This window comes from Novosphingobium sp. 63-713 (genome assembly GCF_001898925.1).
In the GTDB taxonomy this organism is placed as follows: Bacteria; Pseudomonadota; Alphaproteobacteria; order Sphingomonadales; family Sphingomonadaceae; genus Novosphingobium.
Genome location: NZ_MKVS01000019.1, coordinates 295941 through 310512 on the forward strand (window position 1 = coordinate 295941; position 14572 = coordinate 310512).

At 64.6% G+C, this 14572-nt stretch carries 15 protein-coding genes; 5 read left to right on the top strand and 10 right to left on the bottom strand.

The genetic code is table 11. The annotated features are described in order from the left end of the window. Window positions 1-9: 9 nt before the first annotated feature. From benB to BGP00_RS09605, 5 genes are read right to left on the bottom strand one after another with little or no spacing between them, the layout of a single operon-like run. The gene (gene benB / locus BGP00_RS09585) at window positions 10-516 is read right to left on the bottom strand and encodes a benzoate 1,2-dioxygenase small subunit (RefSeq protein WP_292690677.1); all 507 of its coding nucleotides are present in this window, start codon (window positions 514-516) and stop codon (window positions 10-12) included. Further along, window positions 513-1862 (bottom strand): Rieske 2Fe-2S domain-containing protein, encoded by a 1350-nt coding sequence (locus BGP00_RS09590; protein ID WP_292690679.1) that lies wholly within the window; start codon window positions 1860-1862, stop codon window positions 513-515. The genes benB and BGP00_RS09590 overlap by 4 nt, the downstream gene beginning before the upstream one ends. A 13-nt stretch (window positions 1863-1875) precedes the next feature. Beyond that, the gene (locus BGP00_RS09595) at window positions 1876-2790 is read right to left on the bottom strand and encodes a dioxygenase (protein ID WP_292690681.1); all 915 of its coding nucleotides are present in this window, start codon (window positions 2788-2790) and stop codon (window positions 1876-1878) included. A 23-nt stretch (window positions 2791-2813) separates the two neighbouring features. Continuing rightward, window positions 2814-3104 (bottom strand): muconolactone Delta-isomerase, encoded by a 291-nt coding sequence (catC, locus tag BGP00_RS09600; RefSeq protein ID WP_292690683.1) that lies wholly within the window; start codon window positions 3102-3104, stop codon window positions 2814-2816. A gap of 5 nt (window positions 3105-3109) precedes the next feature. Further along, entirely contained in the window at window positions 3110-4267 is a 1158-nt protein-coding gene (locus tag BGP00_RS09605) for a muconate/chloromuconate family cycloisomerase (protein WP_292690685.1), read from the bottom strand. Between the two features lie 110 nt (window positions 4268-4377). On the opposite strand from BGP00_RS09605, the gene BGP00_RS09610 reads away from it, so the two are divergent. The 4 genes from BGP00_RS09610 to BGP00_RS09625 all read left to right on the top strand — a co-directional run bounded on the left by BGP00_RS09610 (window position 4378) and on the right by BGP00_RS09625 (window position 7936). Continuing rightward, on the top strand, window positions 4378-5310 hold the full coding sequence (locus tag BGP00_RS09610; RefSeq protein ID WP_292690815.1) for a LysR family transcriptional regulator: 933 nt from the start codon (window positions 4378-4380) through the stop codon (window positions 5308-5310). Window positions 5311-5402: 92 nt separating this feature from the next. After that, entirely contained in the window at window positions 5403-5678 is a 276-nt protein-coding gene (locus BGP00_RS09615; RefSeq protein WP_292690687.1) for a hypothetical protein, read from the top strand. A gap of 101 nt (window positions 5679-5779) precedes the next feature. Continuing rightward, on the top strand, window positions 5780-6649 hold the full coding sequence (locus BGP00_RS09620) for an OmpA family protein (protein ID WP_168601811.1): 870 nt from the start codon (window positions 5780-5782) through the stop codon (window positions 6647-6649). A 246-nt stretch (window positions 6650-6895) separates the two neighbouring features. Continuing rightward, a complete protein-coding gene (locus tag BGP00_RS09625; RefSeq protein WP_292690690.1) occupies window positions 6896-7936 on the top strand; it encodes an NAD(P)-dependent alcohol dehydrogenase in 1041 nt (346 codons plus the stop codon). A gap of 45 nt (window positions 7937-7981) precedes the next feature. On the opposite strand, the gene BGP00_RS09630 is transcribed toward BGP00_RS09625, so the two are convergent. The 3 genes from BGP00_RS09630 to BGP00_RS09640 are packed head-to-tail and all read right to left on the bottom strand — an operon-like array spanning window position 7982 to window position 10661. After that, entirely contained in the window at window positions 7982-8383 is a 402-nt protein-coding gene (locus BGP00_RS09630) for a hypothetical protein (RefSeq protein WP_292690691.1), read from the bottom strand. Window positions 8384-8398: 15 nt separating this feature from the next. After that, window positions 8399-8755: a MarR family transcriptional regulator gene (locus tag BGP00_RS09635; protein ID WP_292690693.1), complete on the bottom strand. Its 357-nt coding sequence runs from the start codon at window positions 8753-8755 to the stop codon at window positions 8399-8401. A gap of 46 nt (window positions 8756-8801) precedes the next feature. After that, window positions 8802-10661 carry a DUF885 family protein gene (locus tag BGP00_RS09640; protein WP_292690695.1) on the bottom strand — a complete coding sequence of 620 codons (1860 nt, stop codon included), beginning with the start codon at window positions 10659-10661 and terminating at the stop codon, window positions 8802-8804. A gap of 270 nt (window positions 10662-10931) precedes the next feature. On the opposite strand from BGP00_RS09640, the gene BGP00_RS09645 reads away from it, so the two are divergent. Then, window positions 10932-11369: a c-type cytochrome gene (locus BGP00_RS09645; RefSeq protein ID WP_292690697.1), complete on the top strand. Its 438-nt coding sequence runs from the start codon at window positions 10932-10934 to the stop codon at window positions 11367-11369. Here the strand turns inward: BGP00_RS09645 and BGP00_RS09650 are convergent. Next, complete coding sequence (locus tag BGP00_RS09650; protein WP_292690699.1) at window positions 11329-12897, bottom strand: ATP-binding cassette domain-containing protein; 1569 nt, start codon at window positions 12895-12897, stop codon at window positions 11329-11331. The two genes, BGP00_RS09645 and BGP00_RS09650, sit on opposite strands and share 41 nt — an antisense overlap. Then, window positions 12894-14492, bottom strand: a complete 1599-nt coding sequence (locus BGP00_RS09655) for an ATP-binding cassette domain-containing protein (protein WP_292690701.1) — start codon at window positions 14490-14492, stop codon at window positions 12894-12896. Before BGP00_RS09655 ends, BGP00_RS09650 begins: the two co-directional genes overlap by 4 nt. Window positions 14493-14572: the final 80 nt, after the last annotated feature.

Sequence of the window (14572 nt, forward strand, 5' to 3'; positions counted from 1 at the left end):
GCTTGCTCCTCAAACGTGGTAGATGTCGATGACCTGATGAATGTAATCGTCTTTCAAAACGATCTTTTTCTTCAGGATTTTCGGTTCGGCCCCGCGCGTGTCCAGCGTCAGGAAGGTCGTCCCGAAAAACTGCGCGGTCTGCTGATAGCGGTGGCTGAGCGTATGCCAGTTGTAGCGCAGGTCGAGCGCGCCATCGGCAACCGCCAAAACCTCGACATTGGCGATGAAATGGGCGGTGCGCGCCTCGGGCGTGCTGGCCGAGGAGCGTTCGGTGTTGAGCCGATAGACCCGGTCCTCCAGCCCCTTGCGATTGGCGTAATAGATCAGCGAGATCTCGCGCTGCGGGTCGGTGGTCAGCGCGTCATCATCGGTCCATGCCGGCATCCAATATTCGACATTGTCCGCATAGCATTCCAGCCATGCGTCAAAATCGCGGTCGTCCAGCAGGCGCGCCTCGCGGTAGAGGAAGGCGCAGATGTCGGCATGGGATAGGGATTGTTCGAGAGCGATGGTCATTGTGCCGCCTCCATTAGTCCATGGCCCTCGCGGGTCAGGCCCTCGATCATGATCTGCGCCCAGAATTCATGCTGGCGCACAAACAAGCCCTCGTCCTCGCTGCGCTCGCTCGACAGCAGAGGGTTCATGCCCATTGCGGCGGCATTGGCGTCCGGCCCGGCGATCCAGCGCCTGGCCCCGCGGCTCAGGTCGTTCCACAGGCCGCCCGCGCCCTCATAGGCCGATTGGCAGGAGCGGAATTCTTCCAGATCATCGGGCGTGCCCATGCCGGACACGTTGAAGAAATCCTCATACTGGCGGATGCGATGGGCGCGATCTTCGGGGCTTTCTCCGCGCGGGGCATAGCAATAGATCGTGACCTCGGTGGTATGCACGTCGATCGGGCGCACCACGCGGATCTGGGTGGAGAACTGATCCATCAGGAACACATTGGGATAGAGCGCCAGATTGCGCGTCTGCTCCAGAATAAACCGCGCCTTGTCCGAGCCCAGACGTTCCTCAAGCTGTGCTTTCAGGTTCCACACCGGGCGCACCTCGGGGTTCAACACCTGGGTCCAGAGCAGGATATGGCCATGTTCAAAGCCATAGACCCCGCTGGCCGGGGCCTTGGACCAGCCGTTGGCATCGACCGCCTTGGTGCCGCCCTCGGCGCGGCGGCCCATGGTGGACTGATAGTTTTCATGGACCGAGCTGACGTGATAGCCGTCACAGCCATTCTCCATCTGCATCTTCCAGTTGCCGTCGAAGGTGTAGGTGGAATTGCCGGTCAGCACCTCCAGCCCCTCGGGCGCCTGATCGACCATCTGGTCGATGATGACCCTGGCCTCGCCCAGATGGTCGGCCAGCGGCAGGACATCGTGGTTGAGCGAGCCGAAGATAAAGCCGCGATAGCTTTCCACCCGAACGCGGGTCAGGTCATGCGAGCCTTCGTGGTTGAAGCTTTCAGGATAGGCCCCGCTGCTGGCGTCCTTGGCGCGCAGCAGCTTGCCGTCGGTCTTGAAGCTCCAGCCGTGGAAGGGACAGACGAAGAGCGGCTGATTGCCCCGCTTGCGGCGGCACAGTTTCGCGCCGCGATGCGCGCAGGCATTGACCACGCAGTTCAGAGCGCCATCCTTGGCCCGGTTCAGGATCACCGGGGTGCGCCCGATCCAGGCGGTCAGATAGTCGTTCTTGTTCTCGATCTGGCTTTCATGGGCCAGATAGACCCAATTGCTCTCGAAGATATATTTCATCTCCAGTTCGAACAATTCAGGGTCGGTGAAAACATCCCGGCGGCAGCGGAAGATCCCGGTTGCCGGATCATCCACCACGGCGCCGGCAATGCGCCCGATCAGCCCTTCGTCCATTGTCCCTCTCCCCTCAGGCGTTTTCGACCGCAGGCTGGGCCTCGGCCCGGCTGCGCGAGGAGAAGCCTTCGTCACCGGCGTCATGAGCGCGCTGAAGCTGGAAATCGAAGGCGATATAGGCAGCGTCGCCCTGACGGTTGGGCACCGGCAGCAGGCCCTCACGGGTGCCAAAGGCGAAATCGTCGGCGGCAAAGGGATCGTCGCCGAAATTGATCTGCGTGGTCAGCGTGCGATAGCCGGGCGCCTCGATAAAGAAATGCACATGGGCCGGGCGATTGCCGTGGCGGCCCAGCGCCTGCATCAACTGATCGGTCGCGCCCTGGGGCGGCACGGAATAGCCGCTGGGCATTTTCGAATGGAACGCATATTTGCCGTCCGCGCCCAGCTTGATCCGGCGGCGGTTGTTGAACGGGGTCTGTTCGCCGGTGGGGTCGAAATGTGAATACCAGCCCTGCGAATTGGCGTGCCAGACATGGAGGATCGCATTCTGCACCGGCTCGCCCTCGGGGCCAGTCACCGCGCCGGTCATGTGCAGCACCTGCGTGCCTTCGTCAGGATCGGTGCTCAAGTTGACATTGCCCTCGACCAGTGGCGCGCCCGCGACATAGAGCGGGCCTTCGATGGTGCGCGGCGTGCCGCCGGTCAGGCCCGCCTCGGCATCCTTGGCGTCCATATAGAGGTCGAGGAAATGCTCGATGCCGGTGCCCGGCACGATCAGGCCGATCTCGCCCGCGCCATCGGCCAGAAACTTCATCGCCAGCCAGAATTCGCTTTCCGAAATATCATGGCGCACGATCAGTTCCATCACCGACTGAAACAGATCGCGCATGATGGCCTTGAAGCGGGGATTGCCGCCGCTCTCGTTGACGCCCGCGGCGCGGTCGAGCAACTGCTGAATTTCGGGGGTTTTTACGAAGCTTACGTCCATTTTATACTCTCCCGGCAAAGTGTTTAACGGTCATCCTCATGGATGGCGGAGGGGTGGCGGCACAGCGGCGTCACCTTCATCATCATGAAGGGGTAAAGCGGCAGCGCGATCAGCAGATCGTGGAGGGCGGCATTGCTCTCGACGTCAAAGATCGAGACATTCGAATAGAGCCCGGCCTTGCGCCAGATGTGGCGCCACACGCCCGATGCCTGAAGCGTCTGGGAATAGGCCTTTTCCTCGGCCTTGATCCGGTCGGCTGTGGCCGGGTCAAAGTCGTGGGGGATGTTGACGTCCATTTCGACCATGAACAACATGGGGTTCAGGCTCCTGCGCCGATGGGGTGAAGGGTGGGGGCGGTGCGATCACGGCGGAAGTGCGCCAGCTTTTCGAGGTCGAGCGTGACGCCCAGACCGGGGCCTTGCGGCAGGCTCAGCGAGAAATCGCCATAGGCCAGCGGCTCGGACAGGATTTCCTCGGTCTGGAGGAGGGGGCCGAACAATTCGGTACCCCATGCAAGCTCCGGCAATGTGGCAAAGACATGGGCCGAGGCGATGGTGCCGATCCCGCCTTCCAGCATCGTGCCGCCATAGAGGCCGATGCCCGAGGCCGCGCCGATGGCGGCGACTTCCGCCGTGGCGAAAAGCCCGCCCGATTGTGCGATCTTCAGCGCGAACACACCTGCCGCATGGGCCGTGGCTATGCGCATCGCGCTGCGCGGGCCATGCAGCGCCTCGTCGGCCATCAGCGCGACGGGATGCGATTGCGAGAGGCGCGCCATGGCGGCAATATCGTCGCCCGCGATGGGCTGTTCGACCAGCTCGCAGCCCACATCATGCAGCATCGCCATGCCCAGCTTGGCCTGTGCTTCGCTCCAGTTCTGGTTGACATCGACGCGCACGCTGGCCCGGTCGCCCAGCGCCTTGCAGATGGCGCCGACATGGGCGACATCCTCGCGCACTTCCCGCTTGCCGATCTTCAGCTTGAAAATGCGATGGCGGCGGCGGTCGAGCATCTCCTCGCCCTCGGCAATGTCGCGGGCCGTATCGCCGCTGGCCAGCGTCCATGCGACAGGCAGGCTCTCGCGCCGCCGTCCGCCGCCGATCAGCTCGGACACCGGCACACCCAGCCGCTTGCCCGCCATATCGAGCAGCGCCGTTTCCACCGCGCATTTGGCGAAATGGTTGCCGCGCACGCATTTGGCCACCTTGGCCATGGTCGCGCCCACCTGCGCAATGTCGCAGGTCTGCAGGACCGGGATGATATAGGTGTCGATGGCCGACTTGATGCTCTCGGGGCTTTCCTCGCCATAGCTCAGACCCCCGATGGTGGTGCCTTCGCCAATGCCTTCGACCCCATCGGAATCGATCAGGCGGACGATGACCATCGATTGATAATGCATGGTGGCCATGGCCAGCACATGCGGGCGAATGGTCGGCACATCGACGATATAGGTATCGGAAAGATCCAGGCTGGCCATTGCGGCGACTCTCCGTAAGGGTTAGTTGTCTTGGGATCTGATTAAGGGTTTCGGCGCCCCTCGACAAAGATCAATGCGGTGTCACCTTGATACCTGTGAGGTATGAAATGATCGATTTGCGACTCCTGCGCTACTTCGTCGCCGTGACCGAGGAGGGCAATTTCCACCGCGCCGCCGAAAGGCTGCATATCGCCCAGCCGCCCCTGTCGCGGGCAATACAACAGCTTGAGGTCGATGTCGGCTCGCCCCTGCTGGACCGCACCACACGCCCCCTGCGGCTGACGCCGGTGGGCAAGCTGCTCTATTCGCAGGCCTTGCAGATGCTGGCCCGGATGGAGGATCTGCAGACCATGGTGCGCGCGGCGGCCACCAGCAAGCGGCGGCGGCTGGTGCTGGGCTTTGTCGCCTCGACCATTTATGCGCGGCTGCCCGAACTGATCCGTGAATTTCGCAAGGCGGCGCGCGATGTCGAACTGGTGCTGGTGGAAAGCACGACGCTGGATCAGATCGCCGCGCTCAAGGACGGGCGGATCGACATCGGATTTGGTCGCATCCGTTTCGAGGATCCGGCGGTGCGCCGCATCATCCTGCGCCACGAAAGGCTGATCGCAGCCTTTCCGATGGATCATCCTCTGGCCCGGCAGGAAGGGCCGGTCTCGCTCAAGGAACTGGCCGACGAGCCGCAGATCCTTTATCCCCGCTCGCCGCGCCCCAGCTATGCCGATCAGGTCATCTCGCTGTTCCGCGACCATGCCGTCGAACCGCGCATCGTCCATGAGGCACGTGAATTGCAGATCGCCATCGGGCTGGTCGCCGCCGAGGAAGGGATGGCGATCGTGCCGGAATCGGTGCGTCGCGCGCGCAGCCATGATGTCGCCTATCGCGAGCTGGCCGAACCGGCGACCTCACCGATTATCCTGAGCCACCGTGCAGGAGACACATCGCCCGAACTGGAACTGATGGGGGCAGTGATCGCGCGCATGTATCAGGAATGGGGCTATGGCGTTCCGGCGGGCCTGCAGGTGTCGGGCGCGCCATCATGAAAATGGCTCAACGCTGCGTGAAGCGTTGCGTCTGAGCGCGCCGGGGGCGCCGTACTGATGCCGCGCCTCATCAATTTTTGAGGAAATGGCCGATGAACTGGCGCGGCAACCATTTCGCCAAATACGCGGTGGAAACGGCGCTGCTCGATATCGCGGGCAATCGTCTGGGCGTCCCGGTGTCCAAGCTGATCGTGGCGTTGATCCAGATGGCGATCACACTGGGCGCGGCGCTGGGCGGCGATTCTGCTGGTCCTGTCGGGCCTGCTCGGGCGGCTTTGCGTGCCCTGGTATGGTGGATCAGCGGCTGTCGAATGAGTCGAAATCGCTCCAAAAACGTCCGTCCAGACACAATTCGTCGCAAGTTGTAACCGTTCTGTCCTCCCTGACTAATGCTTGAATGCAACCTTCATCCACCAGAAATGATCGAACTGACACGCCGCTCTGGTGGAATTCGAAAAGGAGTTGTGTGATGCGTGTCATGTCCAAAAAGTCGGGAATTCTGGTTCTGCTGGCCACCAGTGCGATGACCATGGCGGCCGCCGTTTCGGCCCAATCGCCCGAGGCCGCCAAGGCTGATATCACCGTCAACGGCACCCCCATCCCCGATGCCTCGCAAATGACGCCCGGGCCCGAGATCAAGGGCTTTATCTCGGCGCGCGGGGGCAATCGGGTGCAGGTTACCGGCCCTGATGGCACCAAATCGGTGATCGCCTATAATGAAGCCACCGTCATCAAGGCCAGCAAGGGCCTGTTCGGCAGCAACAAGATGGACGGCGGGGCCTTGCTCAACGGTCTGCCGGTGACGGTGCGCACGATGCAGTTTCCCGGCGGGTTGCTGGCCAGCCAGATCACGCTGCGTCAGGGCGATCTGAAGATGGCGAACATGGTCCGCCACGGCACCGACCAGCGCTTTGCCTCCAACGAGGCGGCCACTGAGGCGTTGCGCGGGCGTATGGCAGACATTGACAATTACAACGTCAAGAGCACGACCAATGTCCATTTCGACACCGGCAAGGCAACTCTCTCGCCGCAGGACAAGGCCGAGCTTTGCAATGCGGCGAGTCAGGCCGAAGGCGTGAGCAATGCGCTTCTGCTGGTGGTAGGCTATACCGATGCGACCGGCAGCGACGATTTCAACCAGACATTGAGCGAGAAGCGCGCCAGCAGCGTGATCAACTATCTCCAGCAGGCGTGCCACTGGAAGCCCTATCGCATGCTGACCCCGACCGGCATGGCCAAGGCCGATCCTCTGGCCAGCAATGACACGCCCGAAGGCAAGGCACAGAACCGCCGCGTTTCGGTCAACGTGCTGGTCAGCAAGGCGGTTGACGGGGTCTAAATACCCGCAGGACAGCGCTGGGGCCCGTCTCCGGCGGAGGATGACGGGCCATGCCTGGGGCCTTGGCGATCGATGGATCGCCGGGGCCCCTTGTCGTTGGGCGGGGCATATCCGTTTGGTGGCGCTGGCGCATAGACCGCATCCGAACAGCGAGCATGAGGAATATGGCGCGGTAAGGATGAAATTGGCCCATCTACCTCTGATGCACAAGGCCGTGGGGTGGCGGCGAAGCAGGAGGTTTGATCCGTGAGAGCTTATGAAGTCGGCGATTTTGCCCAAACGCGGCGGCTTCGTCTGGTTGAACGCCCCGATCCCACCCCCGGCCCCGGCGAGGCGCTGGTGCGCATTCGTTCGACCGGTCCGAACGCGCGCGATTTCCATATCATATCGACCGGGATGATGGAGCGCTCGGCCTCCGCGCCGCAACATATTCCCCTTTGCGACATGGCAGGCGATGTGATCGCGCTGGGCGAGGGCGTGACGCAGGTTCAGATCGGCGACCGGGTGACGATGCCGCATTATCGGCTGTGGCTCGATGGCCCGTGGAACGAGAGCATGAAACTGGTGGACCATGGCCAGACGCTCGACGGCTTTTTGCGTGAACAGGCGGTCGTGCCGGCCGAGGCGCTGATCAAGATCCCCGATGCGCTCAGCCATGAAGACGCGGGCACCTTGCCCAGCGCCGGGCTGACCGCGTGGCAGGCCGTGGTGGCAACCGGCAAGATCGAGCCCGGCGAGACGATGGTGACCATCGGCACCGGCGGCGTTTCGGTGTTTGCCGCGCAATGGGGCAAGATGATGGGCGCGCGGGTCATAATCACCTCGTCCAGCGATGAAAAGATCGCCCGCATGAAGGACATCGGCGCCGATGCGGGCATCAATTACAGGACGCATCCCGATTGGCATGATGCGGTCATGGACCTGACCGACGGCAAGGGCGCCAATCTGGTCGTCAACACGGTGGGCATGGCCGAGTTGGACGGCTGTCTGCAATCCTGCGCCTCAGGCGGGCGGATCATGTCGGTCGGCTCCAGCCCGGTGAACAAGGACCGGGTCTGGGTCAATGCCGCCGCCCCGCGCCGTCTGGGGCTGCTGATCATGCGCGACCTGACGATGAAGGGCATCGTCGTGGGCAGCCGCGCCATGTTCAAGGACATGATGGACAAGATGGTCGAGCACAATGTCCGCCCTGTCATCGACCGCCGTTTCTCCTTCGAGGAAGCCAATGAAGCGCTGGATTATGCCGCCAAAGGTGCCAAGTTGGGCAAGGTGGTCATTCGCGTCTAGGCGTTGATGCCGCGGGCAATGGATCGTCCGCGCCGCAGCGAGAGATCATTGCGGAAAAAGCTCGATATGCACCTCGCCCGTGCGGCCGTAATAGACCACACGGCGGCCAGGGAAGGAAACGAGATAACCCGCACAGCCCGCCGCCGTCACATGGCGGCTGAAGGCCTGATAGCTGTAGGCCGGATCGCCCGACTGGGCCCAGCGGATCTGGGCCTCCATGGTGGCCGCATCAAAAGCCGCCGCCACCGGCCCCGCCTGATCGGGCAGGGGGAAATCGAGCCATTGGCCATCGGGCAGGTAAAAGGTCTGGGCGCCGCGACGGTAATCGACGGCATAGCCTTCAAAACCGGCCTCGATCAGCGTTCCAACAATGGCGGTAAAGCCGAGCGAGCCAGCATGGGTAGCGGCAAGACATTGTTGCGCAACGGCGGCCAGGGCGGCGTCCATTATCGTCCTTTCAGGTCAGTCCACCGGCGCGGCGGTCAATGCATGGCCATCGATCAGCGTCTGAAGCAGCCACTTGAGCGCCTCATGCTCCGCATCCGGCAGTTTGGCGATGCCTGCGGGTGTGAGCGACAAGCTGTGGCCGCGCTTGTCCTCGGGATTGTCGGTCCGGGCGATCAGGCCCTTGTCCAGCAACCGCTCGGCCAGTTTGCTGACAGCGCCCTTGGTCATCCCCATTTGGCGCGCCGGCATGCTGGGGGCAAGCGCATCGCGGCCATAAAGCGCGCGCAGCATCACCCATTCGGCCACGGTCACATCTTCACGGGCCAGCTTGCGCGCAAACTCCTTCGACACCACGCTCGAAACCATGCGCATCAGAAAGCCCGCGTGGGCGGAAAGATCGGAGATGGGGGCCTCCCGTTCAACCGCTGCCGGTTGCAATATAGCGCGACACATTCTGGGCCAGCACGTCGAGCGGAACATTCCCCCCATCCACCACCGTCTGGTTGAAATCGCGCAAATCAAACCGCCCGCCCAAAGCCGTGCGGGCGCGCTCGCGCTGGGCGTTGATCTCGATCTGGCCCAGCATATAGCCGCAGGCCTGACCCGGCCAGGCGCAATAGCGCTCCACCTCGCTCACCGCGTTGCTGGACGACAGACCGGTCGCGGCGACAAATTCGGTCAGCGCCCGCTCGCGGCTCCAGCCTTGCGCGTGGATGCCCGTGTCCACCACCAACCGCGCCGCGCGCCATGACAGGCCCATCAGATAGCCCAGCCGCCCAGCCGGATCATCGTCATAGAGGCCCAGTTCGTCCGCCAGTTGCTCGCTGTAGAGCGCCCAGCCTTCGGAATAGGCGTTGAAGGCGAGGATCGAGCGGATCAGCGGCAGCGCCTGCGCATATTCACCCTGCCACACATGGCCAGGGATGCCTTCGTGAAACACAAGATCGGGAATGCTGACCCGGTTGTGGATCGCCGGATCGCCCAGATTGACCCAGATCTTGCCCGGAATCCGCCCGTCAATCGAGCCCGGCCCGCCATAGGCGGCCGGGGCGCCGGGTTCCTCGGCCAGCGGCATGCGGCGGATTTCCAGATTGCCGCGCGCCAGTTTACGAAAGGCGCGGGGCAATTGTTCGCGCATCGCGGTCAGCTTGCCATTCATATAGGCCACGATTTTGGCCCGCGCCGCATCGTCCGTGCCAAAGGTGATGTCGCTCCGCAGTTGCAGCGCCTTCATGCGATCGGCGACCGAACCCTGCGTCAGGCCAAGGCTGCGCAAGATCGTGTCCATCTGCGCGCCCAGTTCCACCAGACGGGCCCGGCCGATGGCGTGGATCTCCTCCGGCGTGCGCCGCGTGGTGGTGCTGGCGCGCAAGCCCCAGGCATACCATTCGTCGCCATGCGGGCGGGCACCCATGCCGGCCGCGCCGGTGGCAATGGCGCGCTGGGCCCGGATTTCGGCCAATTGCCGCTCCAGCGCGGGGATCACGCCTTGGGTGATGATCCGCTGCGCCCGCGCACCCAGCGCCGCAGCATCAAGGCCGGGCACGGTCGCCGCCTTGCGCATCAACGGCCCTGCCAGCGGGCCGTTGATGCGTGCGGCCTCAGCCATGGCGCGGGTCATCCCGGCGATCGTCTTGTCCAGCAGAAAGTCCGGCGGCACCAGCCCGATGCCGCGCGCATGAGCGATCCGCGCCGTTTCCCCGTCCAGCAAGGCGGGCATGGCGGCCAACCTTTGCAGGTAACAGTCCGCATCGGCGGCATCGCGCACCGGTTGATCCCCATCCAGCACCTGAGGCACATCGATCCAGCCGCCCACATTCTGGATCACGCAATAAGGCGTGTTGCGCCATCCGCCGATGGTGGCATCGCCATAGGGCAGGGCCATGCCTTCGCGCGCGGTGCGAAATGCGGTTTGCGTGACCATCAGGCTGGTCAGCGTGCCCGCGTCCAGCCCGCTGCGCTCCACCCGGTCGAGCTGCGTCAGAGCATCCTCAAGGAAGGCGCGGGTGGCGGCCACGCCCTCGGGGGAACGGTCATCCAGCTTGCCGCGCAGACCCGCATGCGCGCCCGTATCCACGCCCAGCGAGGTTGCCCCGGTGGGGGTCCGTTCCAGCAATTCCCACGCCAGCCTGTCCAGCAGCGTTGCTGCGGGGGAGCCTGTACCAATCGGCTCGCCTCCATTCTGCGCCGCAAGGGCGGGAAAAGGGCGAGCCGCGCCAGCCAGCATGGCTGCCGTTCCGATGAGCGCATACCGGCGCGAAAGTGGAAAACTGGTCATGCGGGGCATGATGGCCAGCGAACGGGGCAGCGTCAAATCATAGGGCGCGATTGCTGTGATCAATATGCCGTTTCAACAATCCAGCCCGTCCAATTCGATCGGACAAAGACTGCTGCATGGGCTTGGCGCCTCCTATATTCCGGCGCGGACTGGACAATCCGCGTTCGGGAGAGCATCGCGAATGGCATGAATCGCCTCACAAAATCCGCCTCAGTCCAATCCATGCAGACATTGCGCAAACCAATTCTCGGGCGCCTCGCCACGAAACTGATGCATGGTTTGCTCTTGGGCGCTTTGACGGCAACCGGTGGATGCAAGGATGATCGCCGCGAAGAGCGTCTGCGTGCTGCGGGCGCAAATCCCACGTTGGACGATCTTATGCGCGTTGCCGATGCTGAAATCGGCGCATCGAAATTTCGGCAATGCGCCGCCTGCCATTCCTATATGGATGGAGCCACGGACCGCGGCGGGCCAAATCTCATCGGCGTTTACGGGAAGCCGTTGGGCACGAACAGCGTCAGGTTCGGCTATACGGCGGCCATGCGCGACAAGGGCGGAAAGTGGGATGCGGCAACCCTCGATCGCTGGATCAGCAACCCCAAGAAGATGATTCCGGGCACTTCGATGCAGTTTGACGGGATTGAGGACAGGCTCGATCGGGCGGATATCATTGCCTATTTGCAGCATCTGGGCGAAACGCGGAATTGACCGTCTCGGCGGCCAGTTGCGCCATGGCCGGACGATGGCTGACAAGGACCAGTCCGGTGCCGGTCTGATCCAGCCATTGCTTCAGGCGCTGACACAACAGAGCTTCAGTCTCGCGGTCCAGCCCTTCGCTCGGCTCGTCGAGCAAGAGCCAAGGCCGCCCTGCCAGCAAGGCCCGCGCCAGAGCGACCCGCCGCCTCTGGCCGCCCGACAGCCGCGCCCCGTCCCCGCCCAGCCATTGATCAAGCGGGACAATATCCTGCGCGCAGGCGACCCAGAGCGCCCGCTCCATCGCCGCCCGGTCGATGCCGGGGCGGGCGAGAGCCAGATTGTCGGCCAGACTGCCCGCGATCAGCGGCGCATCCTGTGTCATGACGGCAAAAGTCCCACGCAAACCCGCGAGGCCCAAGGTCCGGGGATCGATCCCATCCACCCGCAAGACCTGCGGCGCGTCCTCGCGCAAACCCGCCAGCGTTTCAAGCAGCCGCGTCTTGCCGATGCCCGAGGGGCCGGAGAGGAGAATGCGCGCGCCGGGGGCGAAATCCCGTCCCGCGATATGTAACGCGGGATTCGAGGTTAGGGCAGGCGGATGAGGCGTCTGCGCGGACTCCATGGCCTGCAACCGCGCCTCGGCCTGACGCACTTGGGGCGCGCGGGCATCATGGGCGGCCAGCCCGGCCCAAATCTCCAGCGCCGCCATCGCCGCCAACAGGCCGAGCGCGAGCATGGGCGCGCCACCTTGCGCGCTCCACGCGATCAGCGCCACAATGACGCTGGCGAGAATGGTCTGTGAGGCGGTGATCACCGCCTCGGCGCGGGCGAGCGCGTGCTCGGCCCGCGCCATATCGCTGCTTTCCAGCGCGGCGGCCAGTTGCGGAGCCAGATCGTAAACCGCAATATCGGCGGCGGGCCCGGCCATATCGGCATAATCGGCCTGCGCGGCGGCATGGGCCTGCGCCACCTGCGCCTGCAAGGCGGGCAGTCTGGCCGCCAGCCAATGGGAGACAAGGCGCATCGCGGCCATGCCCAGCGCCATGACCATAGCCGCGCCCCAGCCCAGCAGGCCGACCATCGCCAGCCCGGCCAATCCCCCAGTCCAGCCGCCGACACGAGCGACTCGCCGGATCGCGGCATCCTCCAGCAGATCGACATCGCGGCCGAACCGGGCGGCCATCGCGCCGCTGCGCCCCGGATCGCGGCCGTTCAGCGCCCCTTGCGCCACGCGGGCGAACAATTGGGCCCGCAGTTCGGCCAGAGCAAAAAGCGCGGCGCGGTGGCCCAGCATACGCTCACCATAGCGGCCCGCAGTGCGGGTGATGGCGGCGGCGCGAATGGCCGCGCTGGGCAGCAGATAGTTGAAGCCCGCGACCGCCAGCGGCCCGGCCAGCCCCGCCACGCCCGCGCCGACCAGAAAACAGCCCGCCACCCCCAGCAGGCCGATCGCCGCCAAGGCCGCGCCGCCCGCGCATACCATGCCCCAGCGCAGCGCGCGTTTCTGTCCGGCCAGCGGGGCGTCAAGCAGGCCGCTCATCGGGCGATCTCCCGGTCGATGGGGCATTGGGTCGCGGCCTGCGCGATGAGGTCGGCGTCATGGGTCGCGGCGATCACCATGCGGCTCTGCGCGATTTCGGCCAGCAGGATGCGGATGGTTTCGGCCGTGGCCGGGTCGAGATCGGCGGTGGGTTCGTCGAGCAGCAGGATCGAGCGGCCCGACAAAATGGCGCGGGCAAGACCGATCCGCCGCCGCTCTCCGCCCGAAAGGCCCGAACCGCGATGGTCGATGACCATATCCAGCCCTCCGCGGGCGGCCAGCATCGCGCCCAGCCCCATCCTGTTCAGGATCGCCAGCATCGCCCCGTCATCGGCTTTTCCCATCGCCAGATTGCCCCGCAGCGTGCCGGGCAGCAGGGCCACCGCCTGACCGGCCCAGCCGATGAAGGGATTGGCCGATCCGGGCAGGAAAGTGCCGTCATCGGCCAAAATCTGCCCCTCGCTCACCGCAACCTGACCGATCAGCGCCAGCAGCAGCGAGGATTTGCCGCTGCCCGTGGGGCCGGTCACCACATGCAGCCCCGGCCCGCGCCAATCCCAGTCGAGCGGGCCGATCCGCGCGCCTTCGCGATGGGTCAGGACCACGCCGCAGCCCGTCCATTGCCGGGGCGGGGCAATCGCGGGAAGCAGCGGGGGCAGGACGCCCAACGCTTCATCCATCGCGGCCAGCGCGGCCTCGCCGGTCTGCTTTTCATGATAGGCGGCGGCAAGGCGGCGCAGGCCCAGATAGAATTCGGGCGCCAGCGCCAGCACAAAGAAAGCCCGCCCCAGATCGAGCCTTTCGGGTGCGGGGAAGGGCAGCAGGCCCAGCAGCGAAAAGCCGCAATAGACCGCCACCAGCGCTACGCTGAGCGCGGCAAAGAATTCCAGGATCGCCCCCGAGGCAAAGGCGACCGCCAGCACCGAGAGTGTCCGCTGCGCCGCATCCCTGGCGCTGATGCCCAAATGGCGGGTCATCCGTTCCTCTGCGCCAAAGGCTAGGATTGTGGGCAGCGCGCGGAGGCGGTCGATGAACAGGCCCGACAGCCGCGCCAGCGCCTGATGCTGGGCCTGCGCCCGCCGGGCGGCGGCGGTCCCGGCCAGCACCATGCCCAGAATGAAGGGCGCCAGCGTCGCCAGCATGATCGCGGCGGCGACATGGCTGGCGGGCCATGCGGCCAGCATCACCAGCAGCGGCGAGACGCCCGAGGCCAGACGCAGCGGCAGATAGCGCGCGACATAACCGCGCGTGGCAACGGGCGCCTCAATGGCCAAATGCATATCCTCACCCACCAGCCTGCCCCGCATCAGCCGTGTGGGCAGCAAGGCGGGCAGTAGAATCGCCTGCCAGCGGGTTTGGGCGCGGATTGCGGCAGCGATGCCGCTGTGATGCGCCTGTGATTGGGCCAGCGCCCGGATGATCCCGCCCGCAAGCAGGACAAAGGGCGCAAAACCTGTTATATGGCCCGCCGTCGCGCCCGCAATCACCCATGCCAGCCCCAGCGCCGCGACTATCGCGCCGACAGTATCCGTGATCCACCAAAGGCTTGAGGCGGGATCAGGGCGGGGCCGGGCGAGGGAAAGGGGGTTGACCATATTACAAAATGCTCATATTAGCATCGCCTGCAATTAGCAAGCGAGTCTGTCTGATACGCCCGCCTGCCATTTGCCTGCCT